The organism is Bradyrhizobium sp. SHOUNA76, from assembly GCF_023006445.1.
In the GTDB taxonomy this organism is placed as follows: Bacteria; Pseudomonadota; Alphaproteobacteria; order Rhizobiales; family Xanthobacteraceae; genus Bradyrhizobium.
Genome location: NZ_JALBHA010000008.1, coordinates 1 through 24392 on the forward strand (window position 1 = coordinate 1; position 24392 = coordinate 24392).

Genomic DNA, 24392 nt, shown 5'->3' on the forward strand with positions numbered 1-24392 from the left:
AGCAGCAACCAGCGCGCCGGACGAATGCCGCGGCCGAGCGGGCCGGCCATGCCGCAGATGGCGCCGGCCTTCGCGTTGACGGCGAACGCCGAACCCGGTCCGGCGTGATCATGGACCACGAAGTCGATATCGATCTCGCGGCTCTGCAAGTCGATGCGGCGGATCGTGTAATAGCGGGTGACGGGCCTGCGGTCGGGCTCCGGCCACAGGATACGTCCGTCCGGGGCGGGCCACGGCCATTCGGGCTTGGCGAGCCCTTCCGGCGGGAAGTACAGCCGCACGTGCAGGTCGTCGTCGTTCACGAAACGGGCGATGTCGTCGCCAGTGAAGGTCAGCCGCCGCATGTGCGGTGTCAGGGTGAGCGCGGCCTTCAGCCGCACCTCGCGGAAGTTGGCCAGTGTGCCGCCATTGGACTCATGACCGGACCAAACGATGGTCGGGGCACTGTCGCCCGCGAACTCGATCACATGCGAGGCGACGACCGAGCGCAACATCTCCAGATTGCCCTTGTCGTTGGCCTCGACGCGGATCTTGAGCGCTTCGGCCTCGACGGCGAGGGAGCTGGTGCCGAACGGCAGCTTCGCCACCATGAGGCCGTCCCGGTCCTCGAAGGCGATGTCATGCTCGGCCAGATGATCGATCATCCGCGCAGCGAGGCCGGCGGCATCGGGAAGCGCGATGCGGGCTTCGGAGATAAGCAAGTCCAAAGTCATTCTCCACCGGGCCTGTCCGATGCTGGCCTGCAAGCGCTTCGATGTCCGGATGTCGCGGCCTGGCACGGCGCTGGATCAAAATCCTGCTCGCTCGCCGGCTGCGATGCAAAAGCGGTACTACCCGCATCATATTAAAGGCATTGCCGATCCCAAATTAGAATCCATCGAAAGAACATGGAAAATAAGCGCTGGAGTTGCGGTGCTGCCATCATGTATTCGCATCACATCGGCACGGCTTGTTCTGATCGTGACGGGCCGTATAGGTTCGCTTCAGGTCTCCTCCAGCGCGGCTCTCATCATGAACTCACGAAGCGGCCTGACGGCGCAGATCCTGCACCTCCTGCGGCCTTACTGGCCGCTCGTGCTCGGCGGCATCGTTCTGGGTCTGGTTGGTGGTGCCAGCGTCGCGGCATTGCTCGCGGTCGTCAATCGCGGGCTTTATGCCACGCAGGCCGACGTCGTAACGCTGCTTCTCGCATTCGCCGGCCTGTGCCTCCTGATCCTGATCGGGTCCATCGGTGCCGATATCAGCGCCAATTACGTCGGACAACGGATCATCGCCGAGCTTCGCAAGTCGCTGGCCGCCAGGATCCTGGCCGCGCCGATCGATCAGCTCGAAATCTACCGGACGCATCGCCTGATCCCGGTTCTCACGCAGGACGTCGACACGATCAGTGATTTCGCGTTCTTCTTTTCGTCCTTTTTCGTGTCGCTCGTGATCGCGCTCGGCTGCATGGTTTACCTTGCGGTGCTGTCGTGGCCGCTTTTCCTGATCACGGGGGCCGTCATCGTTCTGGGGTCGCTGGCGCATGGATATGCAAGGACGCGAGGTGTCCACGGCTTCAGCGTCGCGCGCGATTCGGAGGATCAGCTGCACAAGCAGTATCGCGCGATCGCTGAGGGCGCCAAGGAGCTGCGTCTCAATCGTGTCCGCCGTCGGCGCGTCTATGTCGAGCAACTCCAGCACACCGTGGACCGGATCAGCTCGGTGCAGATCAGGTCGATCAATCTGTTCGTGACGGCGCGGGCGTTCGGCACGATGCTGTTTTTTGTCGTGATCGGCGTGGCGCTGACCTTGCGTCCGTTCCTGTGGCCCGATAGTCCCGCCGCGGTGTCCAGCGGCTTCGTGCTGGTGCTGCTCTATATGCGCGGACCCATCGATCAGGTCATCGGTATCCTGCCGGCGCTCGGCCGCGCCCAGGTCGCGATGCGGCGCATTGCGGACCTCTCGGAGCAGTTCTCGACCCCCGAGCACGATCTGCTGGTTATTGCTCCTGCCGGGCCGGGCAAGACCACGATCGAATCCATCGAGCTCCGCAGCGTAACCTATGCCTTTCGCGCCGTACCGGGCAGTAACCCCTTTGTCCTTGGGCCGGTCGATCTGCTTGTTCGGCAGGGCGACATCGTCTTCATCGTGGGGCAGAATGGCAGCGGAAAGACGACCCTCATCAAGCTGTTGCTGGGTCTGTATGCTCCGCACGGCGGCACGGTGCTGCGCGACGGCTCGCCCGTCCTGACCGAGACGCGGGACGATTACCGCCAGCTCTTCACGACCATCTTTTCCGACTACTATCTGTTCGAGGATCTCATTCGTGGAGAAGGCGTGGTTCCTGATGTCGCGGAGCGCTATCTCCAGCGGCTGGAGGTCGCGCACAAGGTCTCGGTCGAGAACGGTGTGTTTACGACGACGGACCTGTCGACCGGACAACGCAAGCGATTGGCCCTGATGAATGCATGGCTCGAGGAAAGACCCGTCCTCGTGTTCGACGAATGGGCCGCGGATCAGGATCCGGCGTTCCGGCACATCTTCTACACGGAGCTGCTGCCCGATCTGAAGCGTCTCGGAAAGACGATCATCGTGATTTCACACGATGATCGCTATTTCGGGATTGCTGATCATCTCGTGCGGCTGCGCGAAGGCAAGATCGTCGCAAGCGAGGCGAAGGCGCATAACCTCGCGGCAGCTTCCGCAGTTCCAACCGACGCGCCGCTTTAGACCTATTGTGGCGAAGTGCGGGTGCTTTTTTGTCGCACGCAAACGACAACATGCCATCCTGTTTTGCGACTGACTGTCAGATTTGTAGAGAATCTAATCTGCGTGTGCGCGCATTCCTTGTCAGCCTGTAGGCGAGTGATCTACACCACGCGTCAGCGATGATCGAGATGCGAGGGCCGGATGAACAAGGCATCGGATTCCGGGACCGGACCTCATGCGTTCCCGGTCGGCCCATATTCCGCTCTGACCGTTTTCCAGGACGGCGATCGCCTTCGCGTCGTCGCCGACGGCGTGACGGCGTTGGAACAGCGTCTGCGGGAGCGGATCGATCACCTCGAGGTCCTGAATGCGTCGGACGACCGTGAGCTTGCGGCACGAGCCGTATCGGCGTCTGCCGAGGCGCTGTTTGCCTGGCGGCCGGGTGTTGATCGGCTCGTTCTGGATTTCGGCGGTGGAGCGTCACTTGCTCGGGAGCTGATGGATAGCGGCCTGGCCATCATGTCCGAGGGGCAACTGGTGCTGCTTCCCGAGCTGGTCATGCAGCGACGGGACAATTGGCTGGTGAATCCCGGACGACGGCCATTGCCGCAGCTCCACGTCATGACGGACGGACGGCGACATCCGCGACGCGCCGCAAAGCCGACGGGAAAAGTATATGGCCGGTTCATCCCCTGGCTGTCGGAGGTCATCTCGTTTCGCGTGGCCGACCTCGATAACGATCTCCATTTGTTGCATCGCTGGATGAACGATCCCCGCGTCGATGCGTTCTGGAACGAGGCGGGCGATCTCGACAAGCATCGACGATATCTGGCCGGCATCCTGGCTGATCCTCATATGCTGCCGCTGATAGGCTGCTTCGGTGATGAGCCGTTTGGCTATTTCGAGCTCTATTGGGCCAAGGAAAATCGCATCGCGCCGTTCTATGATGCCGGCGACTATGACCGGGGGTGGCACGTGGTCGTGGGCGAGGACGCCTTTCGCGGCCGTCGTTACATCAGCGCGTGGCTGCCCTCGCTGATGCACTACATGTTCCTCGACGATTGCCGTACGCAGCGAATCGTCGGGGAGCCGGCGGCGGCGCATTCCCAGCAGCTTCGCAATCTCGAGCTCTCGGGATTTGCGAAGATCAAGAATTTCGACTTTCCCCACAAGCGGGCGACCCTGGTGATGCTGTTGCGCGAGCGCTTCTTCGCCGATCGGCTCTGGCTTCCGGCAGCCGCCGGTCCGGCGGTCTCGTCCTAAAGCGCAAGCGGAGCGTGGCTTCATGTCTCATCAACTTGCGATCGAGCACGACGTCATCGGCGTTGGGTTCGGGCCTTCCAACCTCGCGCTGGCCATCGCATTGGACGAATGCGCGAAGCGATCGCGGCTGAAATGCGCGCCACTGTTCGTGGAGAAGCAGCCGCGCTTTACCTGGCATGGCGGCATGCTGCTTCCAGGCAGCGACATGCAGATATCGTTTCTCAAGGATCTGGTCTCGTTGCGCGATCCGACCAGTCCCTTCACCTTCGTGAATTATCTGCACAAGCGCGGTCGCTTGCTGGAGTTCATCAACTGCAGGACGTTCCATCCGAGCCGGGTCGAGTTCAATGATTACCTCCAGTGGGCGGCTGGCCACTTCAAGTCGCAGGCCGCTTACGGCGAAACCATCGTCGCCATCGAGCCGGTGATGGCCGGGCAGACGGTGACGTCGTTGCGGGTGCATTCACGGCCAATCACCGGCGGAGAGACTGTGCGGCTTGCACGAAATGTCGTGGTCGCGGTGGGAGGCCAGCCGTATGTCCCCCAGGTGTTTGCCAAGGCCGCTGACGATCGCAGGCTGCTGCATTCCAGCCGCTATCTCGACTTGATCGAGCACGTCGTCCCGGGCGGCCGGGCGGTACGAGTAGCCGTCGTCGGCGGCGGACAGAGCGCGACCGAGGTGACGATCGACCTCCATGGCAGATGTCCCCAGGCGCACATCGATCTGATCTTTCGCGGTCATGCGCTCAAGCCGTCCGACAGCAGCCCCTTCGTCAACGAGATATTCAACCCGGACTATACCGACTTTGTCTACGCCCAGCCTGCCGAGCGGCGGGACGCAATCGTCCGCAACTTCCGGAATACGAACTATGCCGTGGTCGATTCCGACCTGTTGGACCAGCTCTACCGGCTGCTCTATCAGCAACGCGTCGGTGGCGACGAAACGATCGTATTGCGTCCCCGCAGCGAGATTACGAACGTCGATCCGGGACCGAACGGCATCGAAATCGGGCTGGCCGACAAATTCCGTGGCGAAAGCCATCGTTCGACCTATGACGTCGTGATCCTGGCAACGGGATACGACAGGGAAACCCCGCACAGGTTTCTCGAGCCGGTCCGTCGCTACATTCGCGATGGCGCGCTCGATCGCAGTTACAGGCTCGTCACCAGCCCGGCGTTCCGGCCGCAGATCCATCTCCAGGGCTATTCGGAATCCTCTCACGGCTTGAGCGATACGCTGCTCTCGGTTCTTGCGGTGCGATCCCAGGAAATTGCGGAGTCACTGCTTTCGACAATTTCGCGCCGGGAACTCATCGCCTAGCTCGAGGCGATCACGTGCCATTGCGAGGCCTGACCAAGTGCAGCCGGCAGGGCAAGCACGGCCGGAGACGAGCCCGCATCGACGATCACTGTGTGCGGTGACACCGACAAACCGACGCCTGCGGCCTTGAGGATTGCCTCCTTCAACGTCCAGTAGCGAAGAAAGTGACGGGATCGCAGGGCTTCAGGCATTCTTGCGAGCGTCTTGCGTTCCTCTGCCGACAAGGCGATTTCGGTCATCTCGTCCAGATCGGATATTTGCCGAAGCGGCTCGATATCCACCCCGATCGGCATGTATGCCGCTACAACGGCGACCGCGCCTCTGGCATGGCTCAAGCTGAAGTCGAGGCCGGTGGGAGCATCAACGAGCCGGGGTTTGCCAAGCGGACATGTCTCAAATCGCACCCGGTCGGCTGCCTGCCCCGCCAAAGCTCCCAGCAGGAGGCGCGCGCCGGCGTGTGCGGCAAGATAGCTCATTCGATCTTCGACGTGGAGAAATCGCGCCAGACGTCTGGATTCTTCGGCGTTCAGCAGCATCTTGGCTTGGTCGGCGCGGAGTGTTGCATCGCTGCCGAGCGCCTCGCTTCGCAAGCCATGCGTCGCGCCCAGCCACAAGAGGATCTCCCGCGGGTTCTGGAACTCGGCTGAACCCCGAATCCATGGACCCGACAGGGATCGCAGGCGCAATTGACTGAGTGGAGCCGAAGATCTGACGGCGATCGACCAAACGAAGGTCTCGCTTGCAAGCCGAGCCGATAACGTACTTGCAAATGGTTTGCATTCCGGCTCCAGCTGCCTCATCTCCGTTCATTCACGATGTTCGATGGACATAATTTGGCGTGTTCCGATGTCGATTTGGAGCTTCCCCGATCTAGAACTTGTCTAATCGAAATCAACCGAGGCGTGCATACCTGAGACAATGCCGAACGGCTCTGGTAGAGGTGTTCTTAGAACGATCTTTGGAATGTTTGCAGGTTCGGGTGGAATTGACGTGAGGAAGGCCTTCGTTCTCAAGCAAAGCCACAGCCATTTGCCGGAGCGAATTGCAGGCATATTGGTTCACAGCCCGCTCGCGGCGCTGGTTGGCAGAGAGCCATTGACGCGCATGTACTACCTCCTCGAGATTGCGTCGCTCCATACCAGGGCCGAGCTCCTGGCGCAGCCGGGCCTGGGACGTTCGGGCGTGCGCCGGATCGAGAACTGGATGGCCTTTCACGGGCATCGCATTCGCGACGTCAACGAGAGTCTCGATAGCGTCATCTGCCATTTTGCGTTCCGACGCTCTTCGGTTCGGAAGAGTAGTCGTCGTTGTCCCTCCCTATCGGCAATCGCCTCGGTACAAGAGCGATCGCGCGAAACAGCTCCTTAAAATCGTTCGTCGCGATCTAGGTGTAGACTGCAGATGCCGAATGCGCGAGCCGCGATCGGTTGGGCGGGCACTGGTATTGTGTCGCATCTTGCTTGATTGCCGCTGTTTGGCTGAAGCTTGCTCTGCCGCAACAACGGAATATTGAAGCCTTCATGCCTCCCTTTGGTTTAGGGACGTGTAGCGTGCGGCGCCGAAAATCGACGTGTTCCGGCTTCCTCGCAAAAGGCAAGTGGGCGGATGGGCGAGCCCGATCCTTCCTTGATTTTGAGCGGAGTGGCGACGAATAGGCTGCGCAATGAAAGCTTGTGCAGATTGGTCAACATCTCGATGATCAGGATTCCATTGGGCAACCAGTGGGTGGTATGCCCGCTGGTTTCTTGTCCGACGCCGTCGATGACGGCCATGTCGCAGGCCACGGTATCGCAACCGATCGCGCGAATGCCGCGTTCCTTAAAGTAGATGATGGCATCTTCGCGAATGCCTGGAGCATTCTTTACGAACCAAGTACTTTCGTCGTCGGTCCGCCAAAAGCGCTGCATCCAGCCAAAATTTATCAGCGGGATCTCACCTTCGCCGATCTGAACTCCTTTTTCGTCCTCATAGGCTTTCACCATATCCAAGGTCACTAAATCGCCCGGCTGCATGTGCTTGCTGGAAAAATCATAAAGTACCGCTGGTGCGATCAGAATATCGGCTGGAAATTTATCGATCGACATGTGCATTAAGTCGTCATGGAAATGAACCGGCGCATCTACATGGGTGCCGGTATGCTCCGAGATCATCAGAAGCTGGGAGTAGTACCCGTCCCGTCTCCGTAGCCGCACCTTATCGATCACTAGCGGCGGATGCAGTGGCCAATTGGGGATGCCTCGCTCCAGGGTTGGCGAAAGGTCGACCACTCGCATGCTCCTGAGCATGGCTCCTAGCTGAATTACGATATTCTCCTGGAGACGAGTTGCGGCCCCGGTCTGGGGATGAGAAGTCACGGTTTCCTCCATTTTTCAGTTCTGCGTGAAAGGACGGATCGCCCACCGGAATGGGCGGCCACCGTACCGAAGTTTGTTCTGATCGTAGCAAAGCGCCCGACAGGCCGCTGACGTTCATCAGGCCTTAGCGTTGAACCACCAGGGGAAGTCTTTCGTAGCTTGGTCCAGGTTTTCCTTGGTCACATTGAAATTCAGGATCTTGATCCAGGGCACGACTTTGAGCCCGTTATCCACGGTAGCGTTCGCCTCGATGGGCTTGCTGTTTCCGACAGCGTAAGCCGCTTTGGCCGCCTCGACTCCCATTTGATCGAAGGCCGTGAAGTTGGATAGTCCCATCAGACCCTGCTTGATGAGCTCCTGGGCGCGGGGCTCGGCATCAACGCCGGTCACAAATACCTTTCCTCCCAGTCCCTGCGCTTGCAAGGCTTGAATCGCGCCATAGGCAATGCCATCGTTGCCGCACAGAACCGCGACGACATCATTGTTGTTCTTGGTGAGAGCGTTTTCGACCTGCGCACGCGCGCTATCGGTCGACCAGTTCTTGTTGAACTGATCTGACACCAGCTTGATGTCGCCCTTCTCTATGTAGGGTTTAAGAACGTTGAGGAAGCCTTGGCGGGTTTCCTTGGCAACGCTCGTCGCCTCCTCGCCGGCGGCGATCACGTACTTGCCTTTCGGATGTTTATCAACTGCAGCCTTCGCGATCTTCTCGCCCATCTCCACAGCATCACGGCCGAGGAAGCAGACGACATCGCCTTTGTTGATCAGAAAGTTGTAGTTGATGACCGGCACATTCGCCTGTTTGGCTCTCCGGATCAATGCGTTTGCTGCGTTGGCGTTGACCGGAGTCAGAACGAGGACATCGATGCCCTGCGTCAACATGTTCTCAACCTGGCTCGCCTGAAGCGATTCCGACGCATTGGAGGCTTGAGCAAACACGTCCACACCGAGTGCGGCGGCTTGCTTTTCAAAAAACGCCTGATCAGCATTCTTCCAGCGAAGCTGGTCGTAATTTGGCATGATCAATCCAACTTTGAGCCTTTTGCCTTGTGCATGAGCAGCCTTCAGACCGACAATGGCAGCGAGCAGTGCAGACCCGGCAATGCCGAGCGTCTGCCGACGGTCAAGGCCATTCCCACAGATTTCCTTCGTCATGTTTCTCTCCCTTGGATTGGCTGCATCAGGTTGGCGATGGTCACGTGGTTTTCGCCGCATTGCTCCGGGTTCGATCAGTCTCCGAACCTTCCGCCGCGGCTACGCAGGTCGGCGTAGACGGCAAAAAGCAGCACAAGACCGACTGTGATGGATTGATAGGCAGATGGCAGGTTCATGAGGCTCATGCCGTTGGAAAGGCTCTCCATCAAGATCGCGCCGATCACCGCTCCTGCGACAGTTCCGCGGCCGCCCATGAGGCTAGTTCCGCCGATGACAGCAGCGGCGATCACGTTGAGCTCGAGGCCCTGCATGGCGCCCGGAGGAGCGCTGTCGAGACGTGCCACGAGGACCAGGCCCGTCAGGCCGTAGAGGAGCCCCATGAAGGCGAAGACCAAGGAGGCCTGCATTCGGATGTTGATGCCGGCAAGCAGCGCAGCCTGACGATTGCCGCCGATAGCATAGAGCCGACGGCCAAAGGCAGTGAAGCGCAGGAACCACCCGGCCAAAGCCACTACGGCCAGAACGAGGACAACGGGCAGGGGCAAGCCACGATAGCTGGCCGCCATGATCATGACGCCCAGCGTGAATATGCCGACAGAAGCGGCAGGCAGGCCGACGACGGCACCGAACGACGAGCGAATCCCGGCCGCCTGCCGGGCGCGCCATTCTCGTACCTGCAAAAGGGCGAAAGCGAGCCAGAAAGCGAACAGCACGACGATGCCTAGCATCGGTGACAGAGAAGCGTCCGAGATCACCAGGATGTCGGGATTGGGCGAGATCGTTTCGGCATTGGTGATAACCAGCGACAAACCGCGAATGGCGAGCAAGCTGCCCAGCGTTACGATGAACGATGGCACCTTCATCCAGGCCACCCAAAAGGCGTGCCACAGACCGATCAACAGCCCGAAAGCCAGCGTGATTACGACGGTTGGCCAGAGCGAAAGCTCATAGTTCGTGCCTGCGATGGCTGCTACCACGGCTGCGGCAGCGACGGTCGCGCCAAGCGACAGGTCGATGTAGCCTGGGATCATCACCAGCACGGCGCCTGCCGTCAGCACGGCGGTGATGGCGACCTGACCGCTTAGATTGGTTAAGTTGCGGGCGCTGAGGAACAGACCGCCTGTGAGATATTGCAGCACCATCCAGACGATCAGGAGGACGACGATCAGCGGCAGCAGCCGAAGCCTGTCTTGCGACATCGCAGCCGGCAGCTCGCGAAGCTGGAAGCCCTTGGCGGGTGCGCCCCGTTCTGTCACTGTTTTTGTTGAGGTCATGCCCCCTCACTGTATTCTTCTGCCGCGCTAATCATCACGTCTTCTTCGCTCGCCTCGCCGTGCATCCATTCGCGCACGAGGCGTCCCTCGCACATGACCAGCACGCGGTCGCACATGCCGAGAACTTCCGGCAGATCGGTAGATACGATGATGACTGCTTTGCCGGCCGTGGCGATTTCGTTGACGAGTGCGTACAAATCGATGCGGGCGTTCACGTCGACACCACGGGTCGGCTCCTCCAGGATAAAGATCTCCGGCTCGGAAAGAAGCCATTTCGCGGCCACGACCTTCTGCTGGTTGCCGCCGGAGAGCTGCGACATGGGCTGCTCCACCGAGCCGCACTTTACCTTCAGGCTCGCGACATATTGCTGTACACGCTGGAGTTCGCCGTACCGGTTGAGGATACCGTAGCGATTGAAGCGGTTGAGCGCAGCAAGCGTCATGTTGCTTTCGATCGAATGAGCTTCGATCAAGCCGTCGCGCTTTCGTTCGGCCGGAACATAGGCGATGCCGTTGCGGATCGCGTCGCGTGGTGTCCTAACCGAGATGACCTGCCCGCGGATCTGCATCGAACCGCTCACGCGTCCAGCATGAGCGCCAAACAGCGACCGGGCCAAATCAAAGGCCCCGGAGCCGAGCAGGCCAAAAACTCCTAAGATCTCTCCTGATCGGACATCCAGGTGGATGTTTTTGATAGCATGGACCCGGCCGACTCCCGTGCTTTCTACGGTCCAGTCGCGGACCGAGAGGATCGGTTCGCCGACCTTAGCAGTCACCTTTGGATACATCTCGATGATGTCCCGCCCCACCATGGCTTGAACAATCCGACGGGGCGTGTCGCTTTGGTCCGGAAGCCTAAAATGGTCGACGACTCTGCCGTCCCGCATCACCGACACCACATTGGCGACGCGCTCCAACTCGCGCAGCCGATGGGATATGTAGATGGTGGTGACACCATGCCGGTGCAGGTCCGCGATCCGGGCGAACATGAGCTCGGTCTCGCGCTCTGTGAGGCTCGACGTTGGTTCGTCGAGGATGAGCAGCTTCACGCCTTGCGTCATCGCGCGGGCAATACTGACCAACTGCTGCTGGTGCGTGCTTAGATTGCCCATCTGCTCCAGCGGCGAGGCATCGAGCTTGAAGACGTCGAGCCAATGCGCGGCATCGGCCCACAACTTCCTCGTGTCTACCATCCCCCAGCGCTGGGGCTCGCGGTTGAGAAACAGATATTCGCCAACCCGCAACTCCGGCACGACGCTGAGTTCCTGCGGGACCAGGAACACTCCATGTCGCTCGGCATCGCGGATGCTGTCGAAGCGGCGGCCAACACCGTCTATTTCGATTGCGCCGGCGTAATCGCCGATGACGCCTGACAGGATCTTCACTAACGTCGACTTGCCGGCGCCGTTCTCGCCAGCAATGGCATGCACGCCGCCCTTCTCGAAAGTGATCGACACGCCGCGCAGCGCGTGCGCGCCGCCAAACCTTTTGTCGATGCCGACAACCTTAGCGGCGCTAAGTTCGGCTGCGCATGAAATGGCGATGTCAGCACTCATGGCCGCGGCTTCTCGTTTCCTTGCGCACATGGGGCGCGACGAGCGAGCGCCACTGAGAATGGGATCGTGATTTTTCCAGGTAAAGGCTCATGTTCGACAAGGCCGGCTACTGAACGATTTCAGTCGGATTTGCGATGCTGAGATACTTCTTGAAACAGCCGCTCAGCTACCATGAGCCTGAGCGCGAGCTGATGACGATCGGTTTCATCCCTAACTTCCTGTTGCTTATCCGAGCCAGTGTCGGCTCTTGGTGTCGCTGACTTCGCCGCAGTCCCCACCTTGTGTGATACGCACCTAACGTGCTGTGGGTTCGAGCATGCGTGCAGCCAGTCCGCCAACACTAAACACTCGCTTCCGGGACGGGACTGCAGAAATTCTCAACCGTATATGAGTTTTTGTAACGCCTGCAGCCGACGAGCGCACGGTTTTGCCTGGGCAACCAATCTTGCACTCGAGGCACGCCGCTACATCGCGACGGCGGTGGCAGCGTCTCCTCGATTCCTGCTTCAACAGATCAGGCAGCAACTTCACCTATTGCGCCTCGGGGGCGGCCGAGCCGCGCATGTAAGTTTTTCTCGTATCTGCATTCATCCCTGCGGATGTCGGTGGCGCCAACCTGATGCCGTGGTCTCTCCGGACAAGGCCGGCCACGGCGCAAAAACCGGTTGCCTCCGAATAAACCACGGCTCAGAAAGACAATCGGCTGGACGGGCCTGATATGAAATGATGTCACATACGTCGGAGGATCTGATGTCCGCATCGTTGCCTTCTTTGAACGCACTCCGCGCATTTGAAGCAACGGCTAGACATCGCAGCATCAGCCGTGCAGCCGTCGAGCTGGGTGTGACACATGGCGCCGTTAGTCGCCAAATCAAGGCGCTCGAAGAGGTCATGGGTGTGTCGCTCCTCAAGCGCGGCACCAGGGAATCGGTGCCAACCCGGGAGGGCGAGCAACTCGTTGACGGGCTGTCGACGGCGTTCAACCTCATTCACGCGACGATTGAGCGTTTGAAACCTGGGCCGTTAACGCTGTCCTGCTCGGCGTCGATAACCATGTGCTGGCTTATTCCGCGGATGCCCGGTTTGCACGCCAAGCACCCCAACATGGAAATCAAGCTCGACATGAACTACGACCGAGTGGAGTTCACGCGTGACAACATCAGCGTAGCTATTCGCAACAACACGTTCGAACCGCCGAAATCGGCAGTTATTCGTCCGCTGGGCACTGAGTGGATCGGTCCGGTGTGTTCTCCGGCCTATCTCAAGTCTATCTCGCTGAAGAAGCGCAAAGATTTGTCGAACGCCAGATTGCTCGCGACTACGACGCGCCCAAACGCCTGGACTGATTGGCTCGCAGCTGTCGGAGAAGAGGAGAGGGCACCGCAAGTGCATCAAAGGTTCGATCATTTCTATTTGATGATCCAGGCCGCGACTTTCGGACTGGGGATCGCCGTTGTCCCACATATGCTCGCAATAGACGACTTGGAATCCGGCAGGCTGATTGCCCCGTTTGGCTTTGCGCCTGGAAAACGACAGCTCTCGCTTTGGATCGCGCCGCACCTTGCCTCGAGGAGCGACCTCAAGACACTAGAGAGGTGGCTTTCGCAAGAGTTGCGGGAAGGGTTGAAGCGCGCGTCGCTTTTCGGTCGTTAGGTCCGCGCCTTCCACCCTAAAATAGAAAGAAAACATTTACGCGCGTTTTCCAATCGGCAGCACGGTTCCATCACTCCGCGGCACCAGGGATACGACTGCCGCCCTGGCGAGGTCTTCCAAGGCGGTTGCAATGTATTTCGCGTAGTGCCGCTCGATCATTTTGACCGAGGTGTTGTGCAGTTTAGCGACCTGTTGGATGGGCAAACCCTTTCGGAGACCGCGCGCGATGCTCGAGTGCCGCAAAGCATAGAGAATCACATCCGGCATACCGGCGCGCTCGCGAATGGTCTTCCAGTGACGTGCTGGCTTGGCCGCCCGGCCATTGCGCGGGAGCGCGGCTTGGGCCCTTACGCCGCTTTTCTGCGGGGCTTCGGCTTTGCTTTCTTGTCGAGCAAGACTCTCTGTGGAGCCGGGCGCGCGCCTGGACCAGGATGCACATGAATTTCCTTGGCCGAAAGCGGCTCGCCGCATTCCGAGCACACCATCACGGGGTCGAACATCTTTCCGCACTTGCGGTGCTCATGCAGCAGGGGACGCCCGCGTTCGTCGACCATGTGGGTGTCGCCCCAATGTACGAGCGCCATCATGATGGGATAGAGGTCGAGGCCCTTTTGCGTCAGGATATACTCGTGGCGTTTGGGCGACTCCTGATAAGGAATGCGGCGCAGGACGCCCTGCCGAACCAGCTTTTTTAGCCGTTCGGCGAGCAGGTGGCGCGTAATTCCAAGCGCGGACTGAAAGCCCTCGAAGCGGCGCGTGCGCAGGAAGCATTCGCGGAGAATCAGAAGAGTCCAGCGGTCACCAATCACACCGATGGTGCGAGCCATCGAACAGGGCTCTTCCTCAAGTTCATCCCATTTCATTCTGCTCTCCGGTCGACCGGGCCTGTTCCGCTCGAATCAGGGGAAACGGCAGGCGCCGCTCACACCATTCTAGATAGGTACTAAAGTGGATACAATACCCCCGCCGGTCGTCCGAAATCCCGTGATTTCAGAGCGATTTGACAGTTCAATTTTAGAACTATAGAAAAGAGCGAGAGCATGCGTTCGGCCGAGAAGATCACCCAAACCTGACCAACATCGCGCTCTGCGGGAGGAGCTGACATGTCCCTCAAAGTTGAATTCCTGTTCGATTTCGGCAGTCCGAATGCTTACCTCGCGGAACTGGCCCTTCCGGGAATCGAGCGACGCACCGGCGTGAAATTCGAGTATGTCCCGATCCTGCTTGGCGGCATCTTCAAGGCGACCGGCAACATGTCCCCATTTGATTCCCTTCGTGGCATCAAGAACAAGCTGGAATACCAGGCTGTGGAGACCCAGCGCTTCATTCGCCGCCATAACGTGACGAAGTTTCGTCCCAATCCGTTCTTTCCGGTCAATACGCTGATGTTGATGCGCGGCGCCGTCGCGGCGCAGTTCGAAGGCGTGTTCGAACCCTATTTCCGCGCGGCCTACCACCACATGTGGGAGGAGCCAAAGAAGATGGATGACCTCGAAACCTTCCGAGCAGCGTTCATCTCCTCAGGCGTCGATATCGATCGGTTGCTTGCGCGTGCGCAGCAGGACGACGTCAAGAAGGGGCTGATCGGTCGGACCACCGACGCCGTCAACCGAGGCGCATTCGGCTCGCCGACCTTCTTCGTTGGAAAGGAAATGTTCTTCGGCAAGGATCAGCTCCGCGATGTGGAGGAGTCGATTGTCGAGCAGATCGGTCAGCCCGCTTCGAAGACTGCCTAAGGTCAGTACCTGAAGCCTGCAGAGCCGAGCAGATGTCCGGCGCCTGCATGACGAAAGCTCAGTCGGCCTCATAATAAAGTCAATTCAGGGAGAATGTCATGCCAGGTCCACTCAACGGCGTTCGCGTCCTCGACCTGACAGGCGTGGTGTCTGGCCCGTTCGCGACCATGTTCCTGGCGGATCAGGGCGCCGACGTCCTGAAGATCGAGCCGATCGGCGGTGATATTACCCGGCGCAGCCGCGCCACCATCGACAAGGATGGCGAGTTTTCGGCACTGTTTATTTCATCAAACCGCGGCAAGCGCTCGCTCTCCATCGACGTCAAGAGCGCGGCCGGCCGTGAGGTTCTCGCCAAATTGGTCGCGAAGGCGGATGTGCTGGTGCAGAATTTCCGGCCCGGCACCATGGAGCGCCTCGGTCTCGGCGTCGAAGAGTTGCGCCAGCTCCATCCGCGCCTGATCTATGTCTCGATCAGCGGTGTTGGCGACACCGGACCCTATGTGAAGAAGCGTGTTTACGACCCGATCATTCAGGGCCTCTCGGGCTTTGCCGATATTCAATCGCAGCCGGTCACGAACCGTCCGCAGATGATCCGAACCATCGTATGTGACAAGACCACTGCGGTGTTCACCGCCCAAGCGGTGGCAGCGGCACTCTATGCCCGCGAAAAGACAGGACAGGGTGATCACATTCAGGTCGCTATGCTGGATGCGATGATCTCGTATTTGTGGCCGGAAGGCATGATGCAATACACGGTGGTGGGTGCCGAGGCCGCTGCTGCCGATCCTAACGATCGGCCTGATCTCGTGTTCAAGACCAGCGACGGCTACATCACCGCCGGTACTATTTCCGATTCCGAATGGCAGGGTTTTTGCCGGGCCACCGGTGACCTCGAGCTTGCCAAGGATCCCCGGTTTGCGACGCCGGCGGCGCGCTCCGTCAACGCCACGGCGCGCATCAACAAGATGGCGGAGTATATCAGCCAGCACACCACCGCAGAATGGCTGGAGCGTCTGGATTCCGCCGACGTCCCCTGTTCGCCGATCCTGCGGCGGGGCGAGATCATTCACAATGAACAGGTGGTCGCGCGCGATATCATCACGGAGTTCGATCAACCGAAAGTAGGGCGGGTGCGGCAACCTAAGCCGGCAGCGCGTTTTGCGATCAACGAGTCCACGATCGGTGGGCCCGCTCCCAGGGTCGGCGAGCACTCCCGGGACGTGTTGCACGAGCTGGGCTACGACGACGGCGCCATCGACAAGATGGTCGCCGAGCGCAGCGTGCGCGTCGCGGTCTAACTGCGAGACCTGTTGGCGACGTGTTCTAGACCTTTGCCGGCGCCGGCGTGATCGGTGCCATCGGAACATTCGCCCCAAGGGCTCGCTGAAAGGCCTCCCGCTTCCTGATGCGCTCGAGATATGGCTGAGCGTTGTCGCAAATGCCGACGCCATAGGCGATGGCCCACTCTAGGCAGGTCGTGAGCAGGATGTCTGCGCTCGTAAACTGGTCGCCCATCAGGAATTGCCGACCGTCTGCGAGCGCGACTTCGACATGGCGCAACTGCTGGCGGAAATATTCGCCGGCCTGGGCAACGACCTCCGGTGCAATGCCGTAGATCGGTCCGAGCGCGTCGGCCCGATGGCGGCGCATCACGTAAAGGCTGGTGGAATCCAGCTCGGCGACGATAAAGAAGCACCATTCCAGCCACGCGGCGTACTCGCGGGTCGCTTCCGGAATCAGCGAGCGTTCCTTTGTGGAATATGTTCGCGACAGGTACGCAACGATCGCCGCGCTCTCGCCGATGCAGAAGTCGCCATCCTGAAGCAGCGGGATCTTCTGGCGCGGATTGAGCTTCGTGTATTCTGCGGTCTTCGTTTCGCCGGTCCGCGGGCCAATGGGCCTTATCTTGTAGGCTAAGCCCAGTTCGTGCATGGCCCAATGCGGACGAATGGTGCGACTCGTTCCAACGCCCCACAGGGTCAGGTCTGGTGTCGCATTCATATTACCAATTCTCCACGGACGGACGGAGATCGAGCTCGTGGGTCCAGCCATCTTTGCTTTGCTGGTGGGTGAACCAATAGGCTTCGGCAATGGAAGACGTCGTGGTCAGGCTATCGGGCGGAATATCGCTTGCTTCGATGCCCTTCGCTGCCTTCATGCGTTGGTGAATCGCCTCGCTATCCACGCCGGCGTCGATCAGAAGATGCACGACGTGAATGTTCTTCGGTCCAAGCTCGCGCGCCATCGCCTGGGCCACTGCTCGAAGTGCGAACTTCGCTGATGAAAATGCTGCAAATCCTGGGCCGCCACGCACGCTTGCCGTCGCACCCGTAAAGAAGATGGCACCGCGTCCGCGCGACAGCATCACGCGGGCAGCCTCGCGTCCAACCAGGAAACCACCATAGCAGGCGAGTTCCCAGGCCTTGAAGAACAACTTCTCCGTCGTGTCGAGCAGAGGCTTGTTGACGTTCGAGCCGGCATTGTAGAGGCAAACCTCGACAGGCCCGTGCTCATTCTCGACGCGCGCGAAAATGCCTTGGACTTCTGCTTCCTGGCGCGCATCTACGCTGAATGCGTGAACGTCATGCCCCGCGGCCCTCAACTCGGCCACTAGTCCCTGCGATTTGGAGGCATCGCGCCTGCAGATGCAAACCGTATAGCCGCCTCGGGCAAAACGCCGGGCGACCGCCGCGCCAATGGCATCGCCTGCGCCCACAAGTATCGCTACACCGCGGCTCGCCGCCATCCTCGATCCTCCCTTTAAGTTCTTATTTGATACTTTAGACTAGCTGTCGGATGATGCGTTGTAAACGGCGGTTTATGAGCCGCGCAAAACCATTGCTCGGAGATGGACTGTCCATTCGGCTCTCGAAAAAGGCTGGACGATGATCAATCAGTTGACGAGTTCTAAAAAAGAACTATAAATCGACGCCAAGTGTGCCGCATTGCAGCGTCGGCATGGTCGATCGGGAGGTCAGTCGTGCTGGAGCTTTCAGAGACGATCAGTGGCGACGAGATTGCTGTCGGCTTGCCGAGCCGAATCCATGAGATAACGGCAGGACCGGTTGCCAGAGCGCCCGACCGGATTGCGCTGGTCGAGGACGGGGCTTCCTGGAGCTATCGAGATCTGGAGCAGCGCGTTGGCGAGACCGCCACCGTGCTCTCATCGCTGGGGATCAGGGCCGGCGACCGGATGATCATTGTCAGCGAAAACTGTATTGCGCTTGCTGCTTTGCTGCTGGCGGCGAGCCGGCTCGACGCCTGGGCAATTGTCGCCAACCCGCGCTTGTCGGCGCGCGAACTGGACCAGATCCGCGATCACAGCGGCGCCAGGCGGATGTTGTTCACGTCGGGTATTTCGAAGGAGGCCGCTGCTCACGCCTCACGCTACGGCGCCGAGAACCGGCGAATTGGCCCGCTGCCGGAAATTGGTGTCGGCCCGCTCAACGAAAGTGCGACAGTCCAGCCCGTGGAGACCGATCCAGCAAGGCAAGTCGCGGTTTTGATCTACACGTCAGGGACGACGGGGACTCCCAAGGGCGTGATGCTCTCGCATGACAACCTTCTGATCAGCGCAAAGACTACCGCGTACTTCCGCAGAATGAACGAGAAGGACAAAATCTATCTTGTGTTGCCGATCTCGCATATCGTCGGCATCTCCCTCCTGATCATGACGCTGATGGTCGGTGGCACGGTGCGGATGGTCAGCAAGTACGATCCTGCAACGACCGTAAAGGCGATCGCGCAGGAGGGCGTCACCATCCTCAATGGCGTGCCTGCCACCTATCAGCGCCTGCTGGAGTACAAGAGCGTATCAGGCGTGGAGCAGCTCGCCCGAGGTTCGTTGCGCTTGATTGCCGTTGCCGGCGCGCCGCTGGATTTGAATCTGAAGTCGCGTGTGGAAAAGGAGTTCGGGCTTCCGTTGCTCAACGGCTACGGGATCACCGAATGCTCGCCGGGAATATCAGGCGTACGTTTCGATAGGCCGCGCTCGGATCAGGCGGTTGGGACGCTGCTTCCGGGTGTGGAGGCACGGGTGCGAACCCTGGAAGGGTTTCCGACGGCAGCAGGTGAAGTCGGCGAGCTGCATGTTCGCGGGCGCAATGTGATGCTGGGGTACTATCGTGCCCCCGAGCTTACCGCGAAGGTGATTGACAGCGAGCGCTGGTTCAATACCGGCGACCTCGCGCGTTTCGACGGCGATTGCCTGTACATCGTGGGCCGCTCCAAGGAAATGATCATCCGTTCCGGGTTCAACGTCTATCCCGCGGAGGTCGAAGCGGTCCTCAATTCACACAAGGACGTCGTGCAATCCGCTGTGGTCGGTCGTGCCGCGGACGGCAATGAGGAGATCGTCGCCTTTGTGCAATTGCTGCCGAGATCTCGCACGACGCCCGAGACTCTGAAGAGTTTCGCCCGATCTCAGCTGACTTCCTACAAACGGCCGTCCGAAATCGTCATACTTGATGCCTTGCCGGCGACCTCGACCGGCAAGATACTCAAGCACAAGCTGGCGGAGTCCTTGCGCGAAGGTGGCGCAGTCCCTTCGGTGCAGCCCGAACTCCGCCGGCAACATATCTAACTTTACCGGGAGGACATCCTTGAAAAAAAGAAACGCAACCGTGGCTGTGATCGGCGCCGGAGACTATATCGGCGGCGAGATCGCCAAGAAGTTCGCTTCAGAGGGCTTCACCGTGTTCGCCGGGCGCCGCAATGGCGCCAAGCTCGAGCCGCTGGTCAAGGAAATCGAGGCGGCGGGCGGCGAAATCCATGCGCGCTCCCTCGATGCGCGCAAGGAAGAGGAGATCGTCTCATTTCTTGGCGACGCGGACAAGCACGCGCCGCTCGAGGTTTGTATCTTCAACATCGGTGCCAACGTCAATTTTCCGATCCTGGATACGACCGAACGCGTATTCCGCAAGGTCTGGGAGATGGCCTGCTATTCCGGCTTTCTCGCCGGCCGTGAGGCAGCCCGCCTGATGCTGCCCCGCGGCAAGGGCAATATCTTCTTCACCGGTGCTACCGCGAGCCTTCGCGGCGGAAGCGGATACGCAGCCTTCGCCAGCGCCAAGTTCGGCCTGCGCGCCGTTGCCCAGGCGACCGCGCGCGAACTGGGTCCAAAGAACATCCACGTGGCCCACCTCATCATCGATTCCGGCGTTGATACCGAATGGGTCCGCCAGCGGCGAATCGAGGCGCTCGGTCCGAATGCGCTGGATGACCCCGATCTCTTGATGCCGCCATCGTCGGTCGCGGAGTCCTACTGGCTGCTTTATCAGCAGCCCAAAAGCGCCTGGACTTTCGAGCTGGAGATTCGTCCGTTCGGCGAGAAGTGGTAGCGGGAGCCGCTTGCGGTGTGATGGAGCGCGTTTAGCGAGCGATGGCCGATTTTCGTCGACCTCGGGAAAGGGACCTTATGGATCCGTCCGACTTCCACTATTACGAGCCTTCGAAGGGGCACGGGCTCCGGCATAATCCGTTCAACGCGATTGTCGCGCCGCGTCCGATTGGCTGGATTTCGTCGCGGAATGCGGCTGGTCAACTTAATCTCGCGCCGTACAGCTTCTTCAACGCGTTCCTCTACGATCCTCCGATCATCGGGTTCTCCTCGATTTCGTGGAAGGACACGGTCAAGAACGTCAGCGAGACCCGCGAGTTCGTCTGGAATCTGGTCACCATGGATCTTGGTGAGCGCATGAACGTGACAGCGACACCGCTCGATCACGGCGTGAGCGAGTTCGAAGCAGCCGGACTGACGCCGATACCCGGGCGCCACGTTGGTGTGCCGCGGGTGGGCGAGAGCAGGGCCGCCATGGAATGCAAGGTCGTCGAGGTCTCTCAACTGGCCAACGCACGCGGCGAAAAGGTCGAAGGTTGGTTCGTGCTTGGCGAGGTTGTCGCGGTCTACATCGACAAATCCTTGATCGAGGACGGCGTCTACAACACGGCACTTGCGCGTCCGATACTGCGTGCGGGCCGGGGTGGAGATTACCTCGAGGTCAGGACCGAAAACATGTTCGAGATGAAGCGCCCGCCCGGCAGCAGCAAGCCGGAATTCCACGGCACCTGATGCCGTGCCGGGGAGCGTGTGGAGTCACAAGCTGATCAAGTCCCGGGCCCCCACGCGTACAGGCCAAGGGCCAGCATCGAAAACGCGCTCAACACGACGCCCAGGGCCAGCATCGCTTCTTGCGATACCGTGGCAGCAAGCCACACGCCGATTGCGGCGGTCATCATCTGCGAGAAGCCCAGCAGCGCCGAGGCCGCGCCGGCCTTGTTGCCGAATGGAGAGAGAGCGCGTGCGGTGGCCAGTGGACTGACAATCCCCATGCCGAGGAGATAGACGCTCATCGCGCCCAGAAACGGCAAGAAAGTCGGGTTGAGCATCGAGATGAGCAGAACCGCCAGGCTGCTGGCCGCTGTCGCCAACAATGCTGCCCGGATCGGGCCATCGAGCCCGTAGCGTGGCGCCAATCTCGTCGCCAGCAGGCCAGCCGCGAATACGATAAAGACGGTGCCGGCGAAGAAGAGGCCGAGCTGAATCGGCGTGAAGTGCAGCGCTTCGATGAATAGGCGCGGTGCAGCCGAAAACATCGAGAACAAACCGCCTATGATGAGGCTCGAGGTGGCCGCGGGAATAGCGAAGCGATGGTCGCCAATCAGGCCGGCATAGGTCCTGCCGATGACAATCGGATTGAACGGCGTACGGATCGAATGGTGGGTTTCGCCGAGAACAATGCTGTAGGCGACGGCGCCGCCTGCGGCAAAGGCAGCGACCAGCGCGAATTCGGCGCGCCAGCCGAAGCTGTGGTCGAGTGCGCCACCCAGCAGCGGCGAGAACCCGGGGGCGGCGGACATCACGATCATGATGAGCGCCATTGCGCGTGCCAGTGCCGCGCCGCTGAACATGTCGCGGGCGATGGCGCGAGACAGCACGGAGGTCGCGCAAGCCCCTGCTGCCTGCACGACGCGGCCGATCAGGAGATTGGGCAGATCGGTTGCCAGACCGCACCAAACGCTGCCGGCGAAGAACACGCCAAATCCGATCAGGACCGGCCAACGTCTTCCGTAGCGATCCGAGAGCGGTCCGACCAGGAGCTGGCCCAACCCGAACTCTGCCAGAAAGACCGTGATGGCGGACGTGACCGCCGCACTCGTGACATTCAGTGAGATCGCAATCTGCGGCAGAGACGGCAGCAGAATGTTGGTCGCGAGCGTGCCCATTGCGGCCAGGACGGAAAGGACCGCGATCGGCAGGGCGCTGGAGGTGGGAACGTCCCTCGGCCTGTTCTTGATCTGGTCAGCCATCTAGACTTTGCACTGATAAAAAGAGATTGGTTGCAAAGCGGCGAGTGACGCGTTCACGCCACTCGCCGAGCCGCTTCTTGTCCGGGCAGCCGTGGTGTCAGCGGACGACTCGCTCGATCGCTATGGCCGTGGCTTCGCCGCCGCCGATGCAGAGCGACGCGACGCCGCGCTTGAGGTTCTGCGCTTCGAGCGCGTGCAGCAGCGTCACGATCAGCCGCGCGCCGGTGGCGCCGATGGGATGACCCAGCGCGCAGGCGCCGCCGTTGACGTTCAGCTTCTCTCTGGGGATGCCGAGATCCTTCTGCGCCGCCATCGCTACGACGGCAAAGGCCTCATTGATCTCGAACAGATCGACGTCGCCAACGCTCCAGCCCACCTTGTCCAGCAGCTTGCGAATAGCCGGGATCGGGGCCGTGGTGAACCATTGTGGCTCCTGGCTGTGGGTGGCATGGCCCTTGATCTCGGCCAGCACGGGAAGGCCGTCGCGATCGGCCAGCGAGCGCTTCGCCAAGATGAGCGCCGCAGCGCCGTCAGCATTGGCGGAGGAGGCGGCGGGCGTGATGGTGCCGTTGGCACGGAACGCGGCTTTCAGTCCTGGGATCTTGGCGGGATCGACCTTGAGGGGATGCTCGTCATTGGAGATGATCCTCGGCCCGGCCTTCTCGGTCAACGTGATCGGAACGATCTCAGCCTTGAACGCGCCGCCTTCAACCGCCTTGCGGGCGCGGGTCAAGGTCTCGATCGCATAGTCGTCCTGGTCCTTGCGGGTGAATTGATAGGCCTCCGCCGTGGCCTCGCCAAAGTCGCCCATCGAGCGTCCGGTCTCATATGCATCTTCCAGCCCGTCCATCAACATGTGGTCGATGATGCGGTCGTGGCCAGCGCGATAGCCGCCACGCGCCTTGGCCAGCAAATAGGGCGCATTGCTCATGCTCTCCATGCCGCCGGACAGAACGATCTCGGCGGAACCGGCATTGATGATGTCGTGAGCAAGCATGGTGGCCTTCATGCCGGAGCCGCAGACCTTGTTGATGGTGGTGGCGCCGGTGGCATCCGGCAATTTGGCGCCACGAGCGGCCTGGCGCGCCGGCGCCTGGCCTTGTCCGGCCGGCAGCACGTTGCCCATGAACACCTCGTCGATCCGCTCGGGCGCCAGCTTGGCCCGCTCCAGAGCAGCTCCGATCACATGGGAGCCGAGCTTGTGTGCGCTGAGCGGCGAGAGCTCGCCCATGAAGCGGCCGAGCGGCGTACGGGCGGCGGAAAGGATGACGACGGGATCGGAAGCGGCAGCCATGGCGAATTCTCCTGTTGATCGCTGTTGTTATATGACGATAGTCATATAAGATAGCCGGCATTGCAATGAAATGTTGCCGTGGTCTGCAAAAGCGCGGTTCCAGAATTGCAGGGAGGGGATGGGAACGGCTTGTACAGCTGGCTACCCATGAGCTTTCACGGAGAGGCGATGCGTTACGTCGAAGACCACAGGCGGCAAACCCACGAACGGATCGTTGAAAATGCTTCCTACGGCTTGCGTCAAAACGGCGCCGAGGGGCTCAGTGTTATCGAGTTGATGAAGCTCGCGGGTCTGACGCATGGCGGGTTCTATAACCATTTCGATTCGCGTGCCGCGCTTGTCGGCGAGGCAATCGCTTTTGCAATGGACCAAATGGTCGAGCGGTGGAAAAGACTGGCGAACGGAAAGGGCGACGAGGATCGCTTCGAGGCGTTGATCGCCGACTATCTCAGCCCCCGGCATCGCGACAATCCAAGACACGGTTGCGCGCTTCCAGCCCTGGCTGCTGATGTCGCTCGATCGAGCCCCGGCGAGCGGCGGGCCTTGGCTTCCAAACTGGAAAATATGATCGACGTCTTTGTCGAGCTGCTTCCCGATGAGGCGCCCGAACAGGCTCGCCAAATCGCGACGGGCGCCATTGCAGCCATGGTTGGATCGATCGTGCTGTCGCGTGCTGTCGGTGCCGGGAAACTTTCCGATAGCATTCTCGATGCCGGACGTATGACTGCAGGCCGCCGGAGACAGAAGCCCCGGCGCAGAACAAAGAAGGCGATACGCTGCGACAAATAGG

Annotated in this window: 21 protein-coding genes and 1 pseudogene; 10 read left to right on the plus strand and 12 right to left on the minus strand. The window is 60.3% G+C overall.

Annotation, left to right across the window (positions count from 1 at the left end):
* A partial coding sequence (locus tag MOV74_RS02355; protein WP_246917388.1) for a DUF2218 domain-containing protein occupies nt 1-746 on the minus strand: 746 nt, incomplete at its 3' end.
* Nucleotides 747-1011: 265 nt separating this feature from the next.
* Between MOV74_RS02355 and MOV74_RS02360 the strand changes: the two genes are divergently transcribed.
* From MOV74_RS02360 to MOV74_RS02370, 3 genes are all read left to right on the plus strand, one after another.
* Nucleotides 1012-2709, plus strand: a complete 1698-nt coding sequence (locus MOV74_RS02360; RefSeq protein WP_246917391.1) for a cyclic peptide export ABC transporter — start codon at nt 1012-1014, stop codon at nt 2707-2709.
* Nucleotides 2710-2889: 180 nt separating this feature from the next.
* Nucleotides 2890-3951 (plus strand): GNAT family N-acetyltransferase, encoded by a 1062-nt coding sequence (locus MOV74_RS02365; RefSeq protein WP_246917394.1) that lies wholly within the window; start codon nt 2890-2892, stop codon nt 3949-3951.
* A 22-nt stretch (nt 3952-3973) separates the two neighbouring features.
* The gene (locus MOV74_RS02370; RefSeq protein ID WP_246917397.1) at nt 3974-5272 is read left to right on the plus strand and encodes a lysine N(6)-hydroxylase/L-ornithine N(5)-oxygenase family protein; all 1299 of its coding nucleotides are present in this window, start codon (nt 3974-3976) and stop codon (nt 5270-5272) included.
* Here the strand turns inward: MOV74_RS02370 and MOV74_RS02375 are convergent.
* The 5 genes from MOV74_RS02375 to MOV74_RS02395 form a co-directional block, all read right to left on the minus strand.
* On the minus strand, nt 5269-5886 hold the full coding sequence (locus MOV74_RS02375; RefSeq protein WP_246917401.1) for a 4'-phosphopantetheinyl transferase superfamily protein: 618 nt from the start codon (nt 5884-5886) through the stop codon (nt 5269-5271). The two genes, MOV74_RS02370 and MOV74_RS02375, sit on opposite strands and share 4 nt — an antisense overlap.
* A gap of 921 nt (nt 5887-6807) precedes the next feature.
* On the minus strand, nt 6808-7539 hold the full coding sequence (locus MOV74_RS02380) for a cyclase family protein (RefSeq protein WP_246917404.1): 732 nt from the start codon (nt 7537-7539) through the stop codon (nt 6808-6810).
* A 204-nt stretch (nt 7540-7743) separates the two neighbouring features.
* The gene (locus MOV74_RS02385) at nt 7744-8781 is read right to left on the minus strand and encodes a substrate-binding domain-containing protein (RefSeq protein WP_246917408.1); all 1038 of its coding nucleotides are present in this window, start codon (nt 8779-8781) and stop codon (nt 7744-7746) included.
* Nucleotides 8782-8855: 74 nt separating this feature from the next.
* Nucleotides 8856-10055: a sugar ABC transporter permease gene (locus tag MOV74_RS02390; RefSeq protein ID WP_246917411.1), complete on the minus strand. Its 1200-nt coding sequence runs from the start codon at nt 10053-10055 to the stop codon at nt 8856-8858.
* The gene (locus MOV74_RS02395; protein ID WP_246917414.1) at nt 10052-11611 is read right to left on the minus strand and encodes a sugar ABC transporter ATP-binding protein; all 1560 of its coding nucleotides are present in this window, start codon (nt 11609-11611) and stop codon (nt 10052-10054) included. Before MOV74_RS02395 ends, MOV74_RS02390 begins: the two co-directional genes overlap by 4 nt.
* Nucleotides 11612-12361: 750 nt before the next feature.
* Here MOV74_RS02395 and MOV74_RS02400 point away from each other — a divergent pair.
* Nucleotides 12362-13264, plus strand: coding sequence for a LysR substrate-binding domain-containing protein (locus tag MOV74_RS02400; protein ID WP_246917416.1), 903 nt, complete (start codon nt 12362-12364; stop codon nt 13262-13264).
* 36 nt (nt 13265-13300) lie between these two features.
* On the opposite strand, the pseudogene MOV74_RS02405 reads toward MOV74_RS02400, so the two are convergent.
* Nucleotides 13301-13558 (minus strand): annotated as a pseudogene (locus MOV74_RS02405) (integrase); the annotation flags it as partial.
* A 53-nt stretch (nt 13559-13611) separates the two neighbouring features.
* The gene (locus MOV74_RS02410; RefSeq protein ID WP_246917420.1) at nt 13612-14127 is read right to left on the minus strand and encodes a helix-turn-helix domain-containing protein; all 516 of its coding nucleotides are present in this window, start codon (nt 14125-14127) and stop codon (nt 13612-13614) included.
* 240 nt (nt 14128-14367) lie between these two features.
* On the opposite strand from MOV74_RS02410, the gene MOV74_RS02415 reads away from it, so the two are divergent.
* Both MOV74_RS02415 and MOV74_RS02420 read left to right on the plus strand, forming a co-directional pair.
* Nucleotides 14368-15000 carry a 2-hydroxychromene-2-carboxylate isomerase gene (locus MOV74_RS02415; protein WP_246917423.1) on the plus strand — a complete coding sequence of 211 codons (633 nt, stop codon included), beginning with the start codon at nt 14368-14370 and terminating at the stop codon, nt 14998-15000.
* 98 nt (nt 15001-15098) lie between these two features.
* Nucleotides 15099-16298 (plus strand): CaiB/BaiF CoA-transferase family protein, encoded by a 1200-nt coding sequence (locus MOV74_RS02420; protein ID WP_246917426.1) that lies wholly within the window; start codon nt 15099-15101, stop codon nt 16296-16298.
* Between the two features lie 25 nt (nt 16299-16323).
* On the opposite strand, the gene MOV74_RS02425 is transcribed toward MOV74_RS02420, so the two are convergent.
* Together MOV74_RS02425 and MOV74_RS02430 are read right to left on the minus strand one after the other, a co-directional pair.
* Complete coding sequence (locus MOV74_RS02425) at nt 16324-17001, minus strand: glutathione S-transferase family protein (protein ID WP_246917522.1); 678 nt, start codon at nt 16999-17001, stop codon at nt 16324-16326.
* A gap of 1 nt (nt 17002) precedes the next feature.
* A complete protein-coding gene (locus tag MOV74_RS02430) occupies nt 17003-17746 on the minus strand; it encodes an SDR family NAD(P)-dependent oxidoreductase (RefSeq protein WP_246917429.1) in 744 nt (247 codons plus the stop codon).
* Nucleotides 17747-17980: 234 nt separating this feature from the next.
* Here MOV74_RS02430 and MOV74_RS02435 point away from each other — a divergent pair, with 234 nt between their 5' ends.
* The 3 genes from MOV74_RS02435 to MOV74_RS02445 all read left to right on the plus strand — a co-directional run bounded on the left by MOV74_RS02435 (nt 17981) and on the right by MOV74_RS02445 (nt 21070).
* Nucleotides 17981-19582 carry a class I adenylate-forming enzyme family protein gene (locus MOV74_RS02435; protein WP_246917432.1) on the plus strand — a complete coding sequence of 534 codons (1602 nt, stop codon included), beginning with the start codon at nt 17981-17983 and terminating at the stop codon, nt 19580-19582.
* A gap of 19 nt (nt 19583-19601) precedes the next feature.
* Nucleotides 19602-20339, plus strand: a complete 738-nt coding sequence (locus MOV74_RS02440) for an SDR family oxidoreductase (protein WP_246917435.1) — start codon at nt 19602-19604, stop codon at nt 20337-20339.
* A 77-nt stretch (nt 20340-20416) separates the two neighbouring features.
* Entirely contained in the window at nt 20417-21070 is a 654-nt protein-coding gene (locus MOV74_RS02445) for a flavin reductase family protein (protein ID WP_246917438.1), read from the plus strand.
* Nucleotides 21071-21105: 35 nt separating this feature from the next.
* Here the strand turns inward: MOV74_RS02445 and MOV74_RS02450 are convergent, their stop codons facing one another.
* Complete coding sequence (locus tag MOV74_RS02450) at nt 21106-22308, minus strand: multidrug effflux MFS transporter (protein ID WP_246917441.1); 1203 nt, start codon at nt 22306-22308, stop codon at nt 21106-21108.
* Between the two features lie 97 nt (nt 22309-22405).
* Nucleotides 22406-23602: an acetyl-CoA C-acyltransferase gene (locus MOV74_RS02455; protein ID WP_246917445.1), complete on the minus strand. Its 1197-nt coding sequence runs from the start codon at nt 23600-23602 to the stop codon at nt 22406-22408.
* Between the two features lie 168 nt (nt 23603-23770).
* On the opposite strand from MOV74_RS02455, the gene MOV74_RS02460 reads away from it, so the two are divergent.
* On the plus strand, nt 23771-24391 hold the full coding sequence (locus MOV74_RS02460; RefSeq protein ID WP_246917448.1) for a TetR/AcrR family transcriptional regulator: 621 nt from the start codon (nt 23771-23773) through the stop codon (nt 24389-24391).
* The last annotated feature ends 1 nt before the right edge of the window (nt 24392 follow it).